Consider the following 19,876-nt stretch of genomic DNA (forward strand, 5'->3'; position numbering starts at 1 on the left):
AAAGACGACGGGTAAGCGTTCAGGCAACGGTCATCTGCCCGGCATACAGAATAAAATAACGCAGCAACAGCACGCCACACAGGCTGGCGCCGCTGATCACCAGGATCTGGAAATGCGCTTTCCCCCAGCCCAGGGCTTTCAGCAGCAATGGCAAAACCAGCCCACAGCCGACAACGCCAAGCCAGAACCACCAGGCCCAGAATCCGCCGCCAAGTGCGGCAGCCAGCGAACGTAGTTTGCCATCATCCCCCAGCCCCAGACCGATGAAAAATGCCGCCAGCAGGAAGATCTCCAGCCACACCACCGGCGTTTCCAAACGATGCAGGAAATGCACCTCCCGGCTGTGCAGATGGCCTTTCGGCCCGAAGGCAGCCACCAGCAATGCCACCGCAATCCCGGACGAAACGCCAGAGAACAGGAACAGCACCAGCAACAGCGGGTTATTCAGCATCGGGTATGACTTCAGCGCCGAAAGCAGGAAGCCGGTATAAGCGCCCAACAGCACCGCCAACACCAGCATCACCGTTTCGATTGGCCGCAGCAGCGGCAGCAAGCGCTGCAACAGGCGGGGGATCACTGCCAACTTTGGCAGCCAGCGCTGTTGCAGTGCCGCCACCTCGTCACGGAAGATCAGCGCCAGCCAGACTACCAGCACCAGCATGTAGACCTGGAACAGCATCACCCCCATCGACATCACCGAGGTGAAGCTGTAGTGGAACATCAGTTTCCAGAAGGTCCACGGACGAGTCAGGTGGAAGACCAGGATCAGCAGCCCAAGCAGCACCGAGGTTGGCGCGACAAACAGCGTGGTCAACATCACCCGGCTGCTTGCCGTCCCCTCCTCTGGATGATAGCGGCGCAACAGGATAGCCAGCGTGACCAAACCGGCGGAGATGCCGATCAGAAACAGATAGATCGCGATGGGCCAGTCCCAGACCAGAGAGTCAAAATGAAATGCGGAAGTCATTGGCTGGTCTCCCCATATTTAAACGGCACGCGATACATTTTCGGCCGGGTCCCTAGCGCTATCTTGTAGCGATAAGTGGTCTTTTGCTGCAACAGACGCGAGACATCACTGTTTGGGTCGTCCAGATTGCCAAAGGTTAGTGCCTTGGTCGGGCACGACAGCACACAGGCTGGCTGCTTGCCCTGACGCAGGTTGGTCTTGCGGCAAAAATCGCATTTATCCGCCGTTTTGCTCACCGGATGAATAAAGCGCACCCGGTAAGGACAAGCAGCGATGCAGTATTGGCAACCGACGCAGAGATCCGGGTTCACATCGACAATGCCACTGGCGGCATCGATAAACGAGGCCCCCGTTGGGCAGACATGCACACAGGGAGCGTCATCGCAGTGCTGGCACGAATGGCGGAAAAACCGGTATTTCACCTCCGGAAATTGGCCTATCGGTTCGCTACGGATAATCTCCAGGCGTGAAACGCCCACCGGCACCTGATTGACTTCACGGCAGGCATCCATACAGGCGGTACAGCCGATGCAACGCGACTCATCGTGGATCATGCCGTAGCGGATGCCGTTGACGTTCATGGTGCGCGCCAACAGTTTTTCCGCCACGCTCGAGCCTGCGGCCAATACGCCCATTCCTACGATAAAACGGCGCCGTGAGCAGCTCATGGCTGCCCCTTATCCAGCCTTACGGACGCTGGATTAAACGCGGGATCATCCTGTTGTTGACGATGGCAGTCGACGCAGAGCTTGATCCGCCCTTTGTCGTTCAGCCCCTGCACCTTATCCTGCTGCGGATGCAGCGTATGGCAACTGGCACAGCTGACCTTGGCCAAATGCACATCATGCGGCCAGAAGGCTTTTTGCAGCGTCTCTGGCAAATGGCAGGACATGCAAACGCTGTTTTGCTGTTCCACGCCGAACATCGGCTCGTTGAAACGCATCACATCCTTTACGCCCTCACGGTGATGCAGGGAGGGTGAACCGTGGCAGTTGGTACAGGTCAGCGGTAATTTGTTATTCGGGTTAACGGCTCCCGCATGTTTGCCGTGCATCGCATTCTGCTGCGGCTTATGGCAGCGCAAGCAGGCCTCATCCGGATTACGTTGCAAGGTGACTTCCGCCGATGGCTGCTGCACCGCGGGGCTGTCGGTCTGGGCCGATACCGGTAATACTGTCAGCCAAAGGCTACAAGCAAGCACCCCGGTAGTTAATAACGAACGCAGTACGCTCATATTGACTCCATTTGTTTACGCCCCGCGCACGGGGCGGAGGGGTTATTTGCCTAACAGCCCGGCTTTACGTGCCTGCTCGTCCCACTGCGGTACCACCGTTTTGAGGAACTCCTGCTTTTCGGCATTCAGCTGTGGCATATCCATGCCTACCGCCAACTGGGCCTTTTCCTTGGTGGAAATGTCCGGCAGCTGGATTTCATGGGTGATGCCCTTGGTCGCCAGCAGACGAATGAGCTGAGTACGAGCCTGTGCCGCCTGATCGAGCGCGGTGCCCAGGATGCGCAACGCAACTTCTGGCGCATGCATATGAATACCGTGGGAGGCGATGGCAAAGTCCCAACGCCATTGCGCATGGCGGATGTTGGTCAGGATTGGTTTCATCTCGGCTTCGGTGGCACCGGCATCCCAGGCCGCCTTCGCTTCGAAGTGGGCGTGGACCAGTTGGTCTTCCACCTTCAGCTTGATCTCGTTGATATCCTGCTTACGTTTCTCTACCACCGCCTGCATGCTGGCTTTATCCTGGGTGTGGCAGTTTTTGCAGGTCTGATCGAAGTTATCGAACGGATTGCCAATCTTGTGATCGGTATAGATCTTGCCTTGGGCGTTTTGCACTTTCGGCATATGGCAGTCGATACAGGTGACGTTGTTCTTGCCGTGGATGCCCGCGCTCCAGGTTTCATATTCCGGGTGCTGAGCCTTGAGCATTGGCGTTTTGGACAGCGGGTTGGTCCAATCGGCGAACTCGATCTTGTCGTAATAAACTTCCATATCATCGACCGTGGTGCCCTTGTCCCAAGGGAATTTCACCGCTTTGTCTTTACCATCAAAGTAGTATTCAACGTGGCACTGCCCACACACCATTGATTGCTGATCGAAGCGGCCAGCCTGGTCAAACGGCTTGCCGATCGTTTCCATGGCACGAGCCGCGTAAGGGCGGGAAAGGTGCAGCGCAGGTTTGCCAGCGGCAAAATCGGCGGAAGCGGTATTGTGGCAATCCGCACAGCCGAGATTGTTGACGATTTCCGGCCCGCCACGCGCCCATTTACCGTGGAAATAGCTCGCTTCGCCCTGTTCGGCGATCACCCTGGCGACGTCCGGGCTTTTACAGCTCCAGCAGGCCATCGGCAGCGGGCCGTCTTCTGCGGTTTTTGGTGCGCCGGTCCGCAAGGTTTCACGGATATCCGTCATGGCATAGGCGTGGCCGCGTGGTTTGTTGTAATCCTTGGCGAAGGGGTATCCGGCCCAGAGAATGACCAGGCGCGGGTCGCCAGCCAAAGCATCTACCCGATCGGACTGCTCGGAAGTCGCCTTCCAGGACTGATATTGGTCAGGGTGAGGTGCGGAGAAGGTTTCATTCTTGGCTTCAACCTTCTGCGGCGTGGCGGCAGGTGTTGCTTGCGCCTGTGCCGAAAAAGAGAGAAATACCGCGTACATCCCTGCCAGAAATAGCATCAATAACTTGCTTACCTTGTTCATAAGCATCCCATCCATTTTGCCTGCTTGGGAGCAGTGCTTTTATTAGTAGTTAAGTTCTTGTTAGAACAGATTTTCGACATTACACCGTGCGTAGGGATACCATAGACCACACAAAAAATGTTGTCTTTGGTCAAGTTCCGAGGGGTTGTTGCGTTGTTGATTAAATTTTGCGAGGCAGCGCAAACTCGAACTAACTCTTTGTAGTTACAGGAAGATAACCAATCAGCGGTAAAAGGAAAGTGGTGGAGAGTGCTTGCTGCTCCCCCTCACCTCAGCCCTCTCCCCAAAAAGGAGAGGGAGCAGTCCGGAGTTGTGGTCAGGTATAGAATTTTTTCTGATGTAGAAGATGAATGCAGTAACTACAAAGTGGCACGTTCGGTCCCCTCTCCCTGTGGGAGAGGGTTAGGGTGAGGGGATAGCTGGCTTACCACTTTGCCTGATTCAGGCTCAGAACCGCATGGGCATTGCTGGCGCTGGTGGCGATCACATCAATAATGCCCGAACGCAGTGCGGCCAGTATCGCCGTGGCTTTGGTATTTTCAGAAGCGATGGCAATTACTATCGGGATGCGGCGCAACTGCTCCAGACCCAAACCAATCACCCGGTCATTCATCACGGTATCCACCGGCTTCCCTTGAATGTCCAGGAAAGCATAACCAGCGATATCGCCCACTACCCCCTGCTTCTGCCGCGCAGTGATAATCTCCTGCGAGGTAAACCAACCGAGCTGCACCATAAAGCTGTTTTCGTTCATGTCCCCCAGGCCCACCAGCGCGATATCTGCCCTGCTGGCCCGCCCGATGGTTTCCTCGATCAGCCGATTTTGCATAAACGCCGATTTTAGCTCGGGGGTTTCCACATAGGCCGGGGCGTACAGCGTTTCACTGCTGGCATTGAATTTGCGCGCCAGATGCCGGCTGATGTGATCGGCATCAATCAACTCGCCTTCACGCCGGGTGCCGCCAATGCCGCAGATAAATTTGCACTCGCGCTCGGGGAACACGCCAACGTGGCTGGCCACCGCGGCCACGTTACGGCCTTGCCCTACGGCAACGGTCATGCCATTTTTCAGGCTGGTGGACAGGTAGGTGGAAACCAGAGAAGCCACCTGCTGGCGCTGCTCGTTTTCATCGGGATGATCCAGCGCGATCAGGGCACGTTTGATGCCAAAGCTTTTGATCAACTGCTGTTCTATCTGCGAACTGAATACCGGATGGTAACGCACATTGATTTCGACAATCCCTTCCGCCCGCGCCCGCTTGAGCAGCCGCCCCACTTTAATCCGCGAGATGCCAAACCGGCTGGCGATCTCCTCCTGGGTCTGCTCATTCTCATAATACGCCACCGCGATCTCCGTCAGGAGTTCGCCGTCTGAATCAGATTCTCTCATGATTTAACTCATTGCTCTGTCGTGATCGGTTGATAACGCACCCTGCTCGTCCAACATTGCCGAGACGCTTTGTATCAGTTGGCAGAAGTCTGCGGCCAGCCATGCGGCTCTGCCAATAAACAGTCCATCAATATCCGCACAGCGGATCAATTGGCGGGTATTTTGTGGATTAACACTCCCGCCGTACAACAAGGTCACGCTCTGCGCAATTTGGCTGCCATAGCGGGCGATCAAGGCCTGACGTAGCGCATGATGGACTGCCTGGGCCTCCTCTGCCGAAGCTGGCGTGCCGCCTTCCCCAATGGCCCATACCGGTTCATAGGCAATAATGACGCTTGCTACCTGTGTGGGGCTCAGCCCGGCCAGTGCGATCTTCATCTGCCGGATCACGCTCTCACTGGATACGCCCCACTCTTTTTCCTGCAAGCTGTCACCCACACACACCAAGGGACGCAGGTTATGGCGCAATGCACTGTGCACCTTTTTATTGATATCCGCATCATTCTCGGCAAAAAAGTGACGCCGCTCCGAATGGCCCAGCTCCACCAGCGTGGCTCCGCAATCCGCCACCATGGCGGCTGAGACTTCGCCTGTCCAGGCACCCGCATCGGCATAATGTATATTTTGCGCGCCCGTCAGGCAATCGACGCCCTGCCGCCGCAGCCGTTCGGTGACTTCCCTGATCAGGGTGAAGGGCGGAATAACAAAAGGTTGAATAAAGGCCCCAGCCGAGTCGTTCAGTTGGCTCGCCAATACCTCGCAGTAGTCTATGGCCTGTTGCAACGTTTTGTTCATCTTCCAACTGGTACCGATCATGATCTTTTTCATTTGCTCTCCTTTGTTGCCTTAGCGCGCTTCACAACAGCGTAACAAAAGCTCATTAACGAAACTTATAATTATAGAAAAAACATCTATCACATCACGACATCAGCTTTTAGATCGGCATTTTGCGGTATATGTGATCGAAATCGGAGTTTTTTCCTGTGACAAGCTTACCATCAACCACATCAAAAGATCATCAACTGAACTTTTGAACACTCAAGTAATCCGATTCAAGCAAAAGGTGAACGTATGTCCATTGTGAAAAAACCCGTTGTTGCTCTGACCATTGGCGATCCTGCTGGCGTTGGCCCAGAAATCTCAATTGCCACCATGATGGACCAAGGCGTGTATGAAGAGTGCCATCCGTTCCTGATCGGCTCGGTGCCCATCATCAAGCGCGCCATGGCGATCAAAAACTGTGACTTTGCGATCAACGTCATCACCTCCCCTGGCGAAGCGAAATTTACCTTTGGGACGTTGGACGTGCTGGAAACCGGCGACTACGACTGTGACAGCATCGAATGGGGAAAAATCCAGCAGTTGGCCGGGCAGATGTCGCTGGATTACGTGATGAAATCCATCGAGTTGGGTATGGCAGGTCTGGTGGATGTGGTCTCTACCGCGCCAATCCATAAGGAAGCCATCAAGCTGGCCGGCTGCAAACTGCCGGGGCATACCGAGATCTTCCAGGTTGAAACCGGCTCCGATTACGGCCTGACCATGTTCCACGTGCAAAAGCTTCGCGTGTTCTTCGTCAGCCGCCATATGGCGTTGAAAGATGCCTGCGACTACGCCAACAAAGAGCGCGTACTGGCCTGCGTGCAGCAAATCCACCATGAGTTCACCGCGTTAAATATCAAAAACCCACGTATCGCGGTCGCCGCGCTGAACCCACATGCTTCCGATAACGGTCTGTTTGGTCATGAAGAAAGAGACAACCTGATCCCGGCGGTGAAAGCGGCTCAGGAAATGGGGATTAACGCCATTGGGCCAATCCCGGCGGACTCGGTGTTCCATATCGGCAAGCAGGGTACCTACGACGCCATTCTGTCGCTGTATCACGATCAGGGGCACATCGCCTGCAAGACGCTCGATTTTGAACGTTCGATCACCATTACCTTCGGCCTGCCATTTATGCGCAGCTCGGTAGATCACGGCACCGCCTTCGACATTGCAGGCAGCGGCAAGGCGGGCACCGTCAGCATGTTGGAATCAACCCTGGTGGCCAGCCGCTACTGGAAAATGAAGCACCAGTCCTAGCTCATTCAACATTATAAGGATAAACCGATGAACCGTTATCTCGAAGTGACCAGGGGTAGTAGAGGCTGGGGCGGGCCTTTGGCCGTACAGGTGGTGCCAGGGAAAAAAATCGCCTATATCACCGGTGGGATCCGTCCCGCCGTCGTTGACCGGTTGATGGAACTGACCGGTTGGGAATCTGTGGACGTGTTTAAACACGGTGAACCCGCAGAGCAGGAAATTGGCCTGATGGTGATTGACTGCGGGGGGACGCTGCGCTGCGGCCTCTATCCCAAGCGGGGCATTCCGACCATCAACCTGCATCCGACGGGCAAGACCGGCCCGTTGGCCATGTATATTCGCGAAGATATCTATGTGTCCGGCGTAACGCCAGCCGGCATTCACTTGTGCAGCGAAGGTGGCCATGAGGGCCAGTTGGGGATTGTTGCGGATGACCTGACCGGAGCCACCACCCTTGGCGTGGTGTTGGCGCGCAGCGGGATCAAAACGGCGGCGTTCTTCGATACCGACTCCTTTACTGCCAGTGAATCCACATGGCAGGCCATGGTGATCAGCAGCGACAGCCGCCCATTACCGAAAGCCGAAGCGCAAAGCCGCGTGCGCAATGCCACCCAGATGCTCCAGGCACGCGGGGCGCGCTACTTTACCAAACGTGTGGATACCACTTTACGCGGTGGCATCGGCTTTGAAATTGATGCGATGCTGGAAGTGCTGCCGCAGGAAACCGTAGCCGTGGTCGTGCCCGCCATGCCGCAATCGCGCCGCATTCTGGTCGGTGGCTATTCGGTTATCGACTCAATCGCCCTCTCCTGCACCGATGTGGCGAAGGATGTGCGCACCCCGGTGACCGAAACCTTCGTCCCTGACTTGCTGCGTGCCCAAACGCATCATCAGGTCAGCCATATCCCGCTCTCTTGCGTACTGAAAGGCCATGAACGCATCGGCGAAGCCTTGATAGCCCAACAGCAAGCCGGATCGCGCGTGATCGTGGTAGATGCGATTTCGCTCAACGATGTGGAAAATATTGCTCAGGCCGTGGTCAATCTCAACTGGAACGTACTGGCCGTCGATCCTGGCCCCTTCACCGAGCGGTTGGCATGGGCGCGGGGCATGGTGCATAACGATGGACGCAGCGAGAAACCGAGCTTGCCGAAAAGCCAGCAGCAAGGCTCAATCATTGCGGTAGCAGGCAGCGCAACACCAGTCACCAAAAGGCAGCTCAAGGCGTTGATCGAGCATGACGAGCGAGTTTGCCATATCCCGGTGGATGCGGAATTGCTGCTCGACAAGGAGCACGCTGCCGATATTGAAGTCGAACGTGTGGTGTTGCAGGCCCAGGAGTGCGTACGCAATCACCAGAATGCCATTTTTGTGTTTGAATCAGCCCTGACCGGCCGCCTGTTGGATCTCAATGAAGAAGAACAGCGCTTTGGTCTGGCGCATGGTGAGGCGGCAGAAAATATCAATCAGGGGCTGGGTAATATCGTTAAGGCCGTATTGCGTTGCGCTGGCCCGGAGATCCGCGGGTTATATATGACGGGTGGGGACACCATGGTGAGCGTATTAAAACAGCTCGGTGCCAGCGGCATTGAAATGGTGGATTATGTTATTCCCCAGACCGATCTGGTGAAAATTATCGGCGGGGAATATGAAGGACTGGTCTGCGTCGGTAAAGGCGGATTAACCGGGCCAGATGAGGTGATTAATACCATTATCGAACATATTCACCGGGAAGCCATGCAGTAATTAAGTAGCAATAAACATGTTTTTTGGCATGGGCTAACGATAGCCCAGAGATAGCTCTACCCTACAATAAGAGAAACGCCATGAAAAATATCGCTATATTTGACAAAATGAACAAGGTTCCCGGCGGGCTGATTATTATCCCTCTGATAACAGCAATATTGATCAATACATTCTTCCCAAGCGTACTGCAAATCGGCGGGCCGACCAGCGCGTTGTTTAAATCGGGTTCCAGCGCCATGATGGGCATCTTCCTGCTGATCTGCGGCTCGTCTATCAACATCCGCCAGGCCGGGCTGCCGCTCTACAAGGGCGCAGTGCTGCTATCGCTGAAATTCATCGCCGGTGCGCTGGCGGTGTGGTTGATGGGGTCATTCTTTGGCCCGGCCGGTTTTATTGGCATCTCCACGCTGGCTTTTGTGGCCTGTATCACCAGTTCCAACAGCTCACTGTATATTGCATTATGCAGCAACTACGGTGATGCCAGCGACTCGGGTGCCATCTCGGTGTTCTGTGTGAAGGACGGCCCCTTCGTCACCATGGTGGTATTGGGCGTCAGCGGCCTGGCAAATATCCCGTTCTCGGCGCTGCTGTCGATGCTGATCCCGTTAATTATCGGCATGATGTGGGGCAACCTGGATGAGAAATTCAAGCAACTGTGCGCCTCCGCTCAGCCGCTGGTGATTATCATCATGTCGTTTGCCATCGGTGCCAACTCCAGCATGAACACCGTGTTCACCGCTGGCCTGTCCGGCATTGTACTGGGTGTCATCTCCGCCCTGACCGGTATCGTGTTCTATTTCCTCTATAACCTGTTCCTGAAGAAAAAGACCGCGCTCGGTGCCGCATTGGGGACCACCGCAGCCAGCTCCGCCTTGACGCCAGCCATGGTTGCCCAGGCTGATCCGCTGTTGCACTCCTTTGTTGACGCCGCCACGGCACAGTTGGCCACCGCCAGTATCATCACCATGCTGACGGCACCGCTGCTGGTCGCCTGGTTTGATAAACGACTGAAGGCCAAAGGGCTGATTACGGCTCCCGCCGCCGCAGAGTCGCTTAGCACACAGCCGCTGACGGATCCGGCAGATAAACCCAAATAGCGAGAACGGGATGAAGAAGATTATTTGGCAGGCAGAGATTTCGGCGATTGGCGAACAGGCCGCCCTATTTCTGGAAGAGAAACGCCTGGTATTATTTAGCGATCGCGCTCCTAAAGATATTATTGATTACTGCGTGGTACATCGTGAGGGGGAATTAATAGTGCCACTGGCGACCGATCAGTATCTCGAAATATTTGACACGATTTACCCGATCACCGCCGTCGGGGGCGTTGCCAGCCATAATCTGGCAGAACTGGGCCATATCACCCTGCTGTTTGATGGCGGCACCGAGCCTGAACTCCCGGGTACGGTGCATCTGCTCGGTGAGCCACCGTGCCAATTACAGGTCCAGGGTAATATTACTGTATTTGCAAAGCATTAATTAAACGGGCACCCGATAACGGTGACTTTCAATCTGTTGTAAAGGATATCTATTATGAAACCCATTGCTATTGGAGCAGACGATGCTGCCTGGGAATTTCGCAGCATTATTACCAACCATCTCGACTCACTGAATATTACCTGGGTGGATTTCAGTAGCGATAAACAACCGGACAACCGCTATTATCCCGATATTGCGGACGCGGTCGCCATGGCAATTAAAGAAGACAAGTTTGCCAGAGGCATTCTGATTTGCGGTACCGGTATTGGCATGAGCATTGTAGCTAATAAGGTCCCTGGTATCCGAGCGGCTCAATGTCACGACACATTTTCAGCCGAGAGAGCGCGTAAAAGTAATAACGCACAAATCATCACCCTTGGCGCGCGGGTTATTGGCCCAGAGTTGGCCAAAAAAATCATTGATGCCTGGTTGAATTCAGAGTTCGAAGGCGGCGGTTCCAGCGTCAAGGTCGAGCGTATTGATTATTACCAGAACCAGCATCTGGCCAATTAACCATCTGACTCTGGAAGAGAGGGCATTATGAACCAATTAGAGAGCTTAAAGTGCTACACCGTAGTGGTTGCGGATACCGGGGATATTGACGCCATCAAACAATTTTCACCTCAGGATGCTACCACCAACCCTTCCCTGATCCTTAAAGCAGCTCAGTTGCCGCAGTACCAAGGGATCATCCGTGATGCGGTCGGCATGGCAAAACGCCAGGGAGGTTCGCTGGACACTCAACTGGTCAACGCCAGCGACCTGGTTGCCGTCAGCATTGGCGCGGAAGTGTTGCGCCACGTACCTGGCCGTATCTCAACCGAAGTTGACGCCCGCCTTTCATGGGATCGCGGCCTGTGTATCGCCAAGGCACGGCGCCTGGTGGCGCTGTATCAGGAACAGGGGATTGAGCGCTCACGCTTACTGATCAAGCTGGCGGCAACCTGGGAAGGGATCAAGGCCGCAGAAGAGCTGGAACAGGAAGGCATCAACTGCAACCTGACGCTACTGTTCTCATTTGCCCAGGCGCGGGCCTGTGCCGAAGCGGGCGTTTATCTCATCTCGCCGTTTGTGGGCAGGATTTATGATTGGTATCAGGCTCGTCAGCCCGAGGTCTTTCAACAATCGGACGAAGATCCTGGCGTGACCTCCGTACGTAACATCTACCAATACTATAAACAACATGGCTATGAAACGGTGGTAATGGGGGCGAGCTTCCGCAAAAAATCTCAGGTCACCGAACTGGCGGGCTGCGATCGTCTGACGATTTCCCCGAATATTCTCAATGAGTTGCAAGACAGTAACGAACCGCTGAGCAGAAAACTCGACGTTCAGGCCGTGATCCACTCTCGCCCAAGCCCGCTGAGCCAGGCCGAATTCCTCTGGCAACATCACAGCGATCCGATGGCGGTGGAAAAACTGGCCGAGGGGATCCGCTTGTTCGCTGCCGATCAGGAAAAGCTTGAAAGCATGCTGCGCGAAATGCTTTGAATTCGAGGAAGACATCATGACGACTCACAGCGCTGTTATCGGCAACCGATTGGCCAACGCCATACGTGCCCTAAGCATGGATGCGGTACAGCAGGCAAAATCCGGCCACCCGGGTGCCCCCATGGGCATGGCAGATATGGCCGAAGCCTTATGGCGCGGCTTTTTAAAACATAACCCGCAAAACCCGGCCTGGGCGGACCGCGATCGCTTTGTGCTGTCCAACGGCCACGGCTCGATGCTGATTTACAGCCTGCTGCACCTCACCGGCTATGACTTGCCCATGGAAGAACTGAAAAACTTCCGTCAGCTACATGCCAAGACCCCCGGCCACCCGGAGGTGGGTTATACCCCCGGCGTGGAGACCACGACCGGTCCGTTGGGGCAAGGGATAGCCAACGCCGTCGGCATGGCGCTCGCTGAACGCACGTTGGCCGCCCAGTTCAACCGGCCTGGCCACCCGATCGTCGATCACCACACCTATGTGTTTATGGGCGACGGCTGCATGATGGAGGGGATTTCGCACGAAGCCTGTTCGCTGGCCGGTACCCTGAAACTGGGTAAGCTGGTCGCGCTGTATGACGACAACGGTATTTCTATCGATGGCGACGTTGAAGGTTGGTTTACCGATGATACCGCCGGGCGTTTTGAGGCTTATGGCTGGCATGTGATACGCGACATTGACGGCCACAATGGTGAGGCCATCAGGGCGGCAATCGAGGCAGCCAAGGCAGTAACCGACAAGCCTTCGCTGCTGATGTGCAAAACCGTCATCGGTTTCGGTTCCCCCAACAAAGCCGGCACGCACGACGCCCACGGCGCTCCCTTGGGTGATGCCGAAATAGCGGCTACTCGCCAACAGCTAGGTTGGGAATATCCGGCCTTCGACATCCCACAGGATATCTACGCCAAATGGGACGCCAAAGCAGCCGGTCAGGCCAATGAAAGCCACTGGAACGAGAAATTTGCCGCCTATGCCAGCGCCTTCCCGCAACTGGCTGCCGAGTTCCAACGGCGCGTAAAGGGAGAGTTACCGACCAACTGGCAAGCCGAAGCCAAAGCCTTTGTAGAGCACCTGCAAGCCAACCCGGCCAATATTGCCAGCCGCAAAGCCTCGCAAAACGCGTTGGAAACCTTTGGCCAGCTCTTGCCAGAGTTCATTGGCGGCTCTGCTGATTTAGCGCCAAGCAACCTGACCCAGTGGTCTGGTTCCAAATCGCTAGGCGACGATGTGGCAGGTAATTACATCCACTACGGCGTACGCGAGTTTGCCATGACCGCCATCACTAACGGCATCGCCCTCCACGGCGGCTTTTTACCCTACTCCGCGACCTTCCTGATGTTTATGGAATACGCCCGCAATGCGGTACGCATGGCGGCGTTGATGAAAATCCGCAACGTGTTGGTCTACACTCACGACTCCATTGGCCTGGGCGAAGATGGCCCGACACACCAGCCGGTCGAACAGATGGCCAGCCTGCGCGTAACGCCGAATATGAGCACCTGGCGTCCATGCGATCAGGTGGAATCCGCGGTGGCCTGGCAATACGCCATTGAGCGCAACGACGGCCCGACGGCGCTGATTTTCTCCCGCCAGAACCTGGCACAGCAGCCGCGTACGCCGCAGCAACTCGCCAACGTCTATCGTGGTGCTTACGTGCTGAAGGACTGTGCGGGCCAGCCGGAACTGATTTTGATTGCTACAGGTTCCGAAGTTGAGCTGGCGGTAGGCGCCTACGAGCAGTTGACCGGCGAAGGCCGTCGCGTGCGGGTGGTATCGATGCCCTCCACTGATGCCTTCGATCGGCAGGATAGCGCTTACCGTGAATCCGTGCTGCCGAAAGCGGTCAGCGCCCGTGTGGCCGTGGAAGCAGGTATCGCCGACTACTGGTACAAATACGTGGGCCTGAACGGTGCCGTTGTCGGCATGACCACTTTTGGAGAGTCTGCGCCGGCAGAACTCTTGTTTAAACAGTTTGGCTTCACCGTCGATAACGTGGTTGCTCAGGCGAGAACGTTACTCCACTAAGCACTTCAGACTGGCCCACACAAGCCTTGGCAATCGATATTGTCAGGGCTTTTCTGCTGTCATAGACCAGAAGCCCGCTGTCAGATGCCCCTTTTCTCTGCGATAAAAAAGATCATTCAGTTATTGACTGACCGTCAGTCAGTTAATAAGGTGACGCTATTCCATACGCAACAGAGGGATTAAAAATGGTACGTACAGTAAAAACCCCAGAGGTGCGCCGGGCAGAAATTTTGCAGGCGGCAGGCGAGCTGTTTCAGGAGTTGGGCTATGACTCAACCTCGGTGGAGACCATCGTCCGTCAGGCTGGCGTCGCCAAAGGCACGTTTTATTATTACTTCAAATCCAAGGAAGAGGTGCTGGCAGCACTGGCCCAGCAACTGTGCGCCGACATGGTTGCCCGCTCACAACGCATTGCCGACGATCCACAGCTGGGGGCAATTGAAAAATTCTGCGCCATTATCACGGCACAAAATCAAACCGTCGACGAAGGACAGGCGCTGGTTGAAGACCTGCACCGGCCAGAAAACCGCGCATTGCATGAGCGCAGCAATATTGAAACGGTACTGTCCTTTGGGCCGATCCTGGCGGCAGTGGTCGAGCAAGGAAACCGGGAAGGCGTGTTCCAGGTTGAAGATCCGCTGTCCACGGTGCAATTCATCCTCGCCGGTTCGCTGTTTCTGTTTGGTCACCACATGTTTAACTGGACGCCTGAAGAACATGCCGCCCGCATGCAGGCCATGCTATTACTGATTGAGCGCTCCTTCGGTGCCGTTGCCGGCTCTTTTGCCGCCGTATTAGGGGCCAGCATCCAAGGGGAAGAATAACGTTTTCTTTGCCCCGGTAATGGCGGCTTGGCTTATATCGAGCCAACCGCTAACCCAAGGCTTATTAAGCACCATAGGGTTATATTGCAGTCTTCATAAACGTTAATTTTAGTTATCGGCCATTAAAGGCTGATGGCAATCTGTTGACCTGACTATAGGATTACTTATCATGATGGAACATTCCTGTTTATCTCTTCGCACGTCATTACCAACGGTTAAAACATTATCTCTGGCGATGCTATTATTGACCGGCAATGCCTATGCCAGCGAGTGGTCGATAGGTGCTGGCGTACTGGCAGAGCAACTCCCCTATCGCGACTATAAGACACAATATATACCGCTACCGATTGTCACTTACCAAGGTGAGCAGCTTTTTATTAACGGCCAAGGTGTCGGAGTTAATATACTGAATTCGGAGAGCCACAATCTGCATTTGGCAGTGAATTACTCCCCGTTAAGCTTTAAGCCTGCGGATAGCGATGACCCCGCGATGAAGCGGTTGGATAAACGGCGAGCAACCGCCATGGCCGGTGTCGGCTATCAGTATCATGCCCGTTGGGGGAGCCTGGGCGGCAAGGTAGCGACAGACGTGCTGGGCTACAGCGACGGAGTGGTAGCCGACGTTGGCTATCAGTATACGTTCGAGTTAGGCAAACTGCGGTTGGTCCCGGGTATCGGTATGCGTTGGCAAAATCGCTCCTTTAATAATTATTATTTTGGTATCACCGAACAGGAAGCCCAGCGCAGTGGAATGCAGCAATATCGGGCGAAAAGCGATTTTTCACCTTATCTTTCTATCGCCAGTTATTATGCGGTTAATAATAACTGGCAGCTATTCCTGATGGGTTATAATGAGCAGATAAGCGATACGGCGCAAGATAGCCCGATGACCGACCGTGATTATAGCGTCAATGTGGTGAGCGGGGTTTTATATAGTTTCTGATAAATAAACCACTCCATTAATTCAACTCTGTCAGTCATTAGCTCTCGATTTTATTTTCCGGAGCGGGCTTGACTTGCCATAACACACTGCACCTTACGCGGTTAATAAACCACTGTAAGGTGCAGTTTGCTGCTCAGCCGAGCCGTTTTTGGGTTCGGTGATAGAGTAATACCACCCCCAGCGCAATCGCCGTCAGAAACAGTAAATAGGCTCCATAAGTCGGCAGCATTTCGCCAATGCTTACACCGCGCACGGCAAAGTCGCGATAAAACCGGTATTGCCAAACGAACGGGAAAGCGTAGCTGACGTAGTAGGCCCATAGCGGCAGGTATCCCACCGCCATGGTTGCACCACTCATAATAAACCCCGGCGGCACCAGGAAGGTCATCAAACTGGCCCCCTCCCCCGGATGTTGGGTTGACCACGCCAGGATAAACGCCAACCAGCCGAAAGCCAGGCCGGTCATGAAAATGGTTGGCAGATAGTAAAAATAGTTACCCGCAAATCTCAGTTGCCCAAAGGTCACCAACAGAGCGCTGATCACGGTAATGCCTGTGGTGTAAAAGAAGGCATAAGGCACAATCCGGCACAGCAGGGCTAACGGCCCCCGGGTAAATACGTCGTTTTCCCAGGCTCCCGTCATTCTCAGCCTGCCGACGATCATCAACGTCGCCAGCCCGTAAAACAGTGAAGAGAAAAAGTAGATAAAGGCGATGCTGGTCGAGTTGGTCGCGGTGCTGGTTGGGTTAAACAGGTGACGGTTTTTAAGCTGCATCGGGCTTAATGCGGCTTCGGTCCCTGTTTCCCCCAGCCTCAGCGCAGCAATACGGGCTGCGCCAATCTCGGCCCCGATTTCTGGAATATATTCACTCAGATTTTGCAGCACCTCGGCGTTTTGTGATGAGTTGCTGTGATCGGCAAAGTAGCCCAGACGCACGGTGCTATCGCCGGTTTTCAGGCTCTTTTCCAACCCCTTGGGAATATAGAGCACGCCCAGATTGCGATCGTGAGCGGTCAGCGTCTCGGGATTAACCGGCGCACGGAAAACCTGAGTAACCTCAATATAGGGTGAGGTATTAATCTTCTGGATAAGCTCGGTCGAATAGTGCGAGGCATCCAGATCGATCACGGCAATCTTGCCTTCAAACACGGTCGAGTGGGAAAACACCAGCGAGAATAACAGCGCGATAATGCCAGCCACGACAATGGAGACTTTGTGGTAAGGCATCACGTGCCCTGACCTCATGGCAGCAATCTCATCGAGCATCGACTTAATGATGTTCTTCATCATCCACCTCGAGCGTCATGCCGGTCAGCAACCGGGGCTGTTGTTCCGTATAGATGCGAACCTGATAGGAGGTTAAATCCGCCTGGCCCCGTTCTCTGGTCATGCGTAAATCGGAGAACGAAGGGGCGGCATTGGCAAAACGCACCACGCCGTTAACCTTGGCTGCCAGAGCCGGGACCTGGGCGGTCACCGTCGTACCGGGCTGATAGGCGCTAACCATGTTTTCACTGACGTAAATATCCACGTATTTGCGGTCGGTCTCCAGCAACACGGCTGGAGCCCCCACCGGCACAATCTCGCCCGGTTCATACAGCAGTTTCAATATTTTGCCTGATTCGGGCGCAGTCAACGTCAGGCGCTGGTGATTAACGTTGAGCTGTTTGAGTTCGGCCTGGGACTGGGCTAACTGCGCCCGGAGCTGATCGAGGATGTTTTCCCGATTTTTGATCGACTCACGCGAGTTGGCTATCGCTTGTAGCTGCATGCCCTGCGCACTGCCCTTCTGCGACAGATTTTTCATCTGTTCCGGCGTGGTGCCAATCATCGCCGAAGCCAGCTGCCGCTCGGCCTGCACCACCGCCGAACGGGCCTGGGTCAGGCTGGTTCTGGCGTTGTCCAGCATTGACTGTGAAACATGCCCCGCCTTTTTCAAATTAACGGCCCGGTTAAAATCGATGCTGGCAAGGTTTTCACTGGCACGCGCCGCCCCCAGTGCCGCCTGGATTTCTTCGATCTTTCGCCAGGAAGAGGTCTCTGTTAATGCGGTTTCATTGGTCGCGATACGGATAGCCGATTCTTCCTGACGGATCAGCGCCTGCTGGGAGCGAATAACCGCCTCAAGGCGCTCGATGGCCAGATTGGTATCGACCTCGTCCAGCACCATCAGGATCTCACCCTGTGTTACCCACTGAGATTCCTGGACGTGGCGCTGGCTCAGCTTGCCGCCCACGCTTTCAAAGGAAATATTGATTTTATCTGCGGTCAGCACGCCCGACTTCACGCTTTGGGCAACGGAGACCGCATCATTTCTTGAACCAAAATAGATCAGGCTTGAACCCATCAGCAGTAGCACCAGAAAGGTGATAGCCGTTTTCAGCAGGGGTTTTGAGGTAGCGGGTTGTTGTTCTATCATTGTATTTAGCCGACTAAGTATATGGTTAAAAAACGTTTCAATGCGCCAGATCCTGGGGTTTTATTACGCGCTGGTGCGCAGCAGTTTACGCAGCATTGAAATCAGGGATTCGCGTTCCTGGCCACTGAGCACTTCAGCAAAAGACCCGATCGCTTTGAGGTGGCCGGGCAGCGCTTCCTTGATTAACTCCCGTCCTGTAGGGCTTAGCGCGATCATACGCGTTCGGCCATCAGCCTGGGTTCTGCTCATGGTAATCAAGGGATCGGCAGCAGACAGCATGCGTTTGACCATCACCGAGACCGTGGCGGGTGTGACGCCGATCCGCAAGGCCAGTTCGGTGGCAGCGGCCTCTCCTTCACCATAGAGCGACATCAGCAGAATGAATTTTCCTTCCGATAGGTCGTGGTGCAAGGCCAGGCGGGCATAGATGGTTGAGCGAATCAAATCGGCGGTCGCTATCAGGCTTAATACCAGGTCGACCCCTGAAGCATCCGTTTCGAGATCCTGCTGTTGCTGTACGCGAATCAGGGTTTCGCGGGTCGGCAGTTTTCTTACTGGGAAGTCCATAGCGCCCCTATCAATTTATTTAGCCGGCTAAATTATAGGGATCGAGCTGCAAAATTACAACGGAGAAAAGACCGTAAGAGCGGCAAAAGTACCAACGAAGCCGCTCCCTGCTGTTCATGACTTTACTTATTTGGCGCTATCAAGCCCCTGAATATCAAACTTAAACTGTTGATTGCCAGCCCGATAAAACTCGACTTCCAGTATCATTTTTTTATGAGCCTTGAGATAATTCTGCGAAGCAAGTTCGGCATTCTTACTTGCCGTACCACGCATCTCGTCAATTATCTCTGACGCAGTCCAACCGCTAGCTAATGCTGCCAATGAAAATGCCAAACAGGCTGCGGCTATGAGTGTGTTTTTCACTTATCCAATCCTTCTGTTAATATTTTGCAATCTGTTAGCATCAGTCTGCACAGAGATCGGTTGTCGCTATCTAGTTTCATGTGACACCCCGATGGGGAAGAACTAGCCACTCCACCACCTGCCCAAGCGGAATAAACCAGCCAAGGGAGCTATTTTGAACCTGATCATTCTGACGCGGTACCAGGCGGATGCGTAAGTTACTTTTTGCGGCGCTGATCGCTATCTTTATCCTGCTGCTGGTCAATCTCTCACCGGGAACGATCAGCCTGACAACGTTACAGCATTACCAGTCACAGCTGATGGGGTGGCACAACCAGCATCCTCAGCTTGCCGCCGCGTTGTTTTTCATCTGCTATCTCCTCGTCGCCGCGCTTTCCATTCCCGGCGCAACGCTACTGACCGTACTCGGTGGCGCACTGTTTGGGTTAATTGAGGGCACCGTGCTGGTTGCCCTGGCGGCAACCAGTGGCGCGACGCTTGCCATGCTGATGAGCCGCTATCTGCTGCATGACTGGGTACAAAGACGATTTGGCCGTATGATGGCGACGGTGAATAGAGGCATGGAGCGAGACGGCGCCCGTTATTTATTTGCGTTGCGTCTCACCCCCGTAGTGCCATTTTTTGTGATTAATTTACTGATGGGCCTGACGACGATTTCCATCGGCCGCTATTTTATGGTTAGCCTGATCGGGATGCTGCCCGCCATCGTGGTCTATCTCAACGCCGGGCGTGAGTTAAGCCGGTTGCAGACGCTTGCCGACGTGCTCTCCCCCGGTATGATGCTGATGTTCGCGCTGATTGGCTTACTGCCGCTGGCATCGCGCTGGTTGGCCGGTAAACGCTGAATCGGTTATTGCCGTTGTCGGTA

The 19,876-nt window shown here is 54.6% G+C and carries 20 protein-coding genes; 10 read left to right on the top strand and 10 right to left on the bottom strand.

Annotated features, from left to right (window positions below; all coding sequences use genetic code 11):
• Nucleotides 1-19 precede the first annotated feature (19 nt).
• The 6 genes from nrfD to ACRDCA_RS06660 all read right to left on the bottom strand — a co-directional run bounded on the left by nrfD (nt 20) and on the right by ACRDCA_RS06660 (nt 5,895).
• Entirely contained in the window at nt 20-967 is a 948-nt protein-coding gene (gene nrfD / locus ACRDCA_RS06635) for a cytochrome c nitrite reductase subunit NrfD (RefSeq protein ID WP_438688811.1), read from the bottom strand.
• Nucleotides 964-1,635, bottom strand: a complete 672-nt coding sequence (gene nrfC / locus ACRDCA_RS06640; protein ID WP_438688812.1) for a cytochrome c nitrite reductase Fe-S protein — start codon at nt 1,633-1,635, stop codon at nt 964-966. Before nrfC ends, nrfD begins: the two co-directional genes overlap by 4 nt.
• Nucleotides 1,632-2,201: a cytochrome c nitrite reductase pentaheme subunit gene (gene nrfB, locus ACRDCA_RS06645; protein ID WP_025123736.1), complete on the bottom strand. Its 570-nt coding sequence runs from the start codon at nt 2,199-2,201 to the stop codon at nt 1,632-1,634. The genes nrfC and nrfB overlap by 4 nt, the downstream gene beginning before the upstream one ends.
• Nucleotides 2,202-2,243: 42 nt before the next feature.
• Nucleotides 2,244-3,635, bottom strand: coding sequence for an ammonia-forming nitrite reductase cytochrome c552 subunit (gene nrfA / locus ACRDCA_RS06650; protein ID WP_438689021.1), 1,392 nt, complete (start codon nt 3,633-3,635; stop codon nt 2,244-2,246).
• A 466-nt stretch (nt 3,636-4,101) separates the two neighbouring features.
• A complete protein-coding gene (locus tag ACRDCA_RS06655) occupies nt 4,102-5,067 on the bottom strand; it encodes a sugar-binding transcriptional regulator (protein WP_438688813.1) in 966 nt (321 codons plus the stop codon).
• Between the two features lie 3 nt (nt 5,068-5,070).
• A complete protein-coding gene (locus ACRDCA_RS06660; RefSeq protein ID WP_438688814.1) occupies nt 5,071-5,895 on the bottom strand; it encodes a triose-phosphate isomerase in 825 nt (274 codons plus the stop codon).
• Nucleotides 5,896-6,138: 243 nt separating this feature from the next.
• Between ACRDCA_RS06660 and pdxA the strand changes: the two genes are divergently transcribed.
• From pdxA to ACRDCA_RS06705, 9 genes are all read left to right on the top strand, one after another.
• Nucleotides 6,139-7,149, top strand: coding sequence for a 4-hydroxythreonine-4-phosphate dehydrogenase PdxA (gene pdxA / locus ACRDCA_RS06665; RefSeq protein ID WP_438688815.1), 1,011 nt, complete (start codon nt 6,139-6,141; stop codon nt 7,147-7,149).
• Nucleotides 7,150-7,176: 27 nt separating this feature from the next.
• On the top strand, nt 7,177-8,895 hold the full coding sequence (locus ACRDCA_RS06670; protein WP_438688816.1) for a four-carbon acid sugar kinase family protein: 1,719 nt from the start codon (nt 7,177-7,179) through the stop codon (nt 8,893-8,895).
• Between the two features lie 80 nt (nt 8,896-8,975).
• The gene (locus tag ACRDCA_RS06675) at nt 8,976-9,992 is read left to right on the top strand and encodes a 2-keto-3-deoxygluconate permease (RefSeq protein ID WP_438688817.1); all 1,017 of its coding nucleotides are present in this window, start codon (nt 8,976-8,978) and stop codon (nt 9,990-9,992) included.
• A gap of 10 nt (nt 9,993-10,002) precedes the next feature.
• Complete coding sequence (locus ACRDCA_RS06680; RefSeq protein ID WP_438688818.1) at nt 10,003-10,374, top strand: PTS glucitol/sorbitol transporter subunit IIA; 372 nt, start codon at nt 10,003-10,005, stop codon at nt 10,372-10,374.
• A 54-nt stretch (nt 10,375-10,428) separates the two neighbouring features.
• A complete protein-coding gene (locus ACRDCA_RS06685; RefSeq protein WP_438688819.1) occupies nt 10,429-10,887 on the top strand; it encodes an RpiB/LacA/LacB family sugar-phosphate isomerase in 459 nt (152 codons plus the stop codon).
• Nucleotides 10,888-10,914: 27 nt separating this feature from the next.
• Nucleotides 10,915-11,865, top strand: a complete 951-nt coding sequence (tal, locus tag ACRDCA_RS06690; protein WP_438688820.1) for a transaldolase — start codon at nt 10,915-10,917, stop codon at nt 11,863-11,865.
• Nucleotides 11,866-11,881: 16 nt separating this feature from the next.
• A complete protein-coding gene (gene tkt, locus ACRDCA_RS06695) occupies nt 11,882-13,891 on the top strand; it encodes a transketolase (RefSeq protein WP_438688821.1) in 2,010 nt (669 codons plus the stop codon).
• A 185-nt stretch (nt 13,892-14,076) separates the two neighbouring features.
• Nucleotides 14,077-14,715 carry a TetR/AcrR family transcriptional regulator gene (locus ACRDCA_RS06700; RefSeq protein WP_438688822.1) on the top strand — a complete coding sequence of 213 codons (639 nt, stop codon included), beginning with the start codon at nt 14,077-14,079 and terminating at the stop codon, nt 14,713-14,715.
• Between the two features lie 169 nt (nt 14,716-14,884).
• Nucleotides 14,885-15,658 (top strand): MipA/OmpV family protein, encoded by a 774-nt coding sequence (locus ACRDCA_RS06705; protein ID WP_438688823.1) that lies wholly within the window; start codon nt 14,885-14,887, stop codon nt 15,656-15,658.
• Nucleotides 15,659-15,791: 133 nt separating this feature from the next.
• Here ACRDCA_RS06705 and ACRDCA_RS06710 read toward each other — a convergent pair whose 3' ends face one another.
• From ACRDCA_RS06710 to ACRDCA_RS06725, 4 genes are all read right to left on the bottom strand, one after another.
• On the bottom strand, nt 15,792-16,946 hold the full coding sequence (locus ACRDCA_RS06710; protein WP_438689022.1) for an ABC transporter permease: 1,155 nt from the start codon (nt 16,944-16,946) through the stop codon (nt 15,792-15,794).
• On the bottom strand, nt 16,930-18,006 hold the full coding sequence (locus ACRDCA_RS06715; RefSeq protein WP_438689023.1) for an HlyD family secretion protein: 1,077 nt from the start codon (nt 18,004-18,006) through the stop codon (nt 16,930-16,932). The genes ACRDCA_RS06710 and ACRDCA_RS06715 overlap by 17 nt, the downstream gene beginning before the upstream one ends.
• 135 nt (nt 18,007-18,141) lie before the next feature.
• On the bottom strand, nt 18,142-18,645 hold the full coding sequence (locus tag ACRDCA_RS06720) for a MarR family winged helix-turn-helix transcriptional regulator (RefSeq protein ID WP_438688824.1): 504 nt from the start codon (nt 18,643-18,645) through the stop codon (nt 18,142-18,144).
• A gap of 126 nt (nt 18,646-18,771) precedes the next feature.
• A complete protein-coding gene (locus ACRDCA_RS06725; RefSeq protein WP_438688825.1) occupies nt 18,772-19,008 on the bottom strand; it encodes a hypothetical protein in 237 nt (78 codons plus the stop codon).
• 188 nt (nt 19,009-19,196) lie between these two features.
• On the opposite strand from ACRDCA_RS06725, the gene ACRDCA_RS06730 reads away from it, so the two are divergent.
• Nucleotides 19,197-19,853, top strand: coding sequence for a TVP38/TMEM64 family protein (locus ACRDCA_RS06730; protein ID WP_438688826.1), 657 nt, complete (start codon nt 19,197-19,199; stop codon nt 19,851-19,853).
• Nucleotides 19,854-19,876: the final 23 nt, after the last annotated feature.

It is taken from the genome of Serratia sp. (in: enterobacteria), from assembly GCF_051654945.1.
GTDB lineage: Bacteria > Pseudomonadota > Gammaproteobacteria > Enterobacterales > Enterobacteriaceae > Chania.

What these genes read in the sequence shown, in the direction of transcription:
- ACRDCA_RS06670 (WP_438688816.1), top strand. Translation starts at nt 7,177, where the DNA reads ATGAACCGTTATCTCGAAGTGACCAGGGGTAGTAGAGGCTGGGGCGGG.
- pdxA (WP_438688815.1), top strand. Translation starts at nt 6,139, where the DNA reads ATGTCCATTGTGAAAAAACCCGTTGTTGCTCTGACCATTGGCGATCCT.
- nrfC (WP_438688812.1), bottom strand. Translation starts at nt 1,635, where the DNA reads ATGAGCTGCTCACGGCGCCGTTTTATCGTAGGAATGGGCGTATTGGCC.
- ACRDCA_RS06730 (WP_438688826.1), top strand. Translation starts at nt 19,197, where the DNA reads ATGCGTAAGTTACTTTTTGCGGCGCTGATCGCTATCTTTATCCTGCTG.
- nrfA (WP_438689021.1), bottom strand. Translation starts at nt 3,635, where the DNA reads ATGTACGCGGTATTTCTCTCTTTTTCGGCACAGGCGCAAGCAACACCT.
- nrfD (WP_438688811.1), bottom strand. Translation starts at nt 967, where the DNA reads ATGACTTCCGCATTTCATTTTGACTCTCTGGTCTGGGACTGGCCCATC.
- ACRDCA_RS06710 (WP_438689022.1), bottom strand. Translation starts at nt 16,946, where the DNA reads ATGAAGAACATCATTAAGTCGATGCTCGATGAGATTGCTGCCATGAGG.
- nrfB (WP_025123736.1), bottom strand. Translation starts at nt 2,201, where the DNA reads ATGAGCGTACTGCGTTCGTTATTAACTACCGGGGTGCTTGCTTGTAGC.
- ACRDCA_RS06685 (WP_438688819.1), top strand. Translation starts at nt 10,429, where the DNA reads ATGAAACCCATTGCTATTGGAGCAGACGATGCTGCCTGGGAATTTCGC.
- ACRDCA_RS06720 (WP_438688824.1), bottom strand. Translation starts at nt 18,645, where the DNA reads ATGGACTTCCCAGTAAGAAAACTGCCGACCCGCGAAACCCTGATTCGC.
- ACRDCA_RS06700 (WP_438688822.1), top strand. Translation starts at nt 14,077, where the DNA reads ATGGTACGTACAGTAAAAACCCCAGAGGTGCGCCGGGCAGAAATTTTG.
- ACRDCA_RS06655 (WP_438688813.1), bottom strand. Translation starts at nt 5,067, where the DNA reads ATGAGAGAATCTGATTCAGACGGCGAACTCCTGACGGAGATCGCGGTG.
- tkt (WP_438688821.1), top strand. Translation starts at nt 11,882, where the DNA reads ATGACGACTCACAGCGCTGTTATCGGCAACCGATTGGCCAACGCCATA.
- ACRDCA_RS06715 (WP_438689023.1), bottom strand. Translation starts at nt 18,006, where the DNA reads ATGGGTTCAAGCCTGATCTATTTTGGTTCAAGAAATGATGCGGTCTCC.
- ACRDCA_RS06660 (WP_438688814.1), bottom strand. Translation starts at nt 5,895, where the DNA reads ATGAAAAAGATCATGATCGGTACCAGTTGGAAGATGAACAAAACGTTG.
- ACRDCA_RS06680 (WP_438688818.1), top strand. Translation starts at nt 10,003, where the DNA reads ATGAAGAAGATTATTTGGCAGGCAGAGATTTCGGCGATTGGCGAACAG.
- ACRDCA_RS06705 (WP_438688823.1), top strand. Translation starts at nt 14,885, where the DNA reads ATGATGGAACATTCCTGTTTATCTCTTCGCACGTCATTACCAACGGTT.
- ACRDCA_RS06675 (WP_438688817.1), top strand. Translation starts at nt 8,976, where the DNA reads ATGAAAAATATCGCTATATTTGACAAAATGAACAAGGTTCCCGGCGGG.
- tal (WP_438688820.1), top strand. Translation starts at nt 10,915, where the DNA reads ATGAACCAATTAGAGAGCTTAAAGTGCTACACCGTAGTGGTTGCGGAT.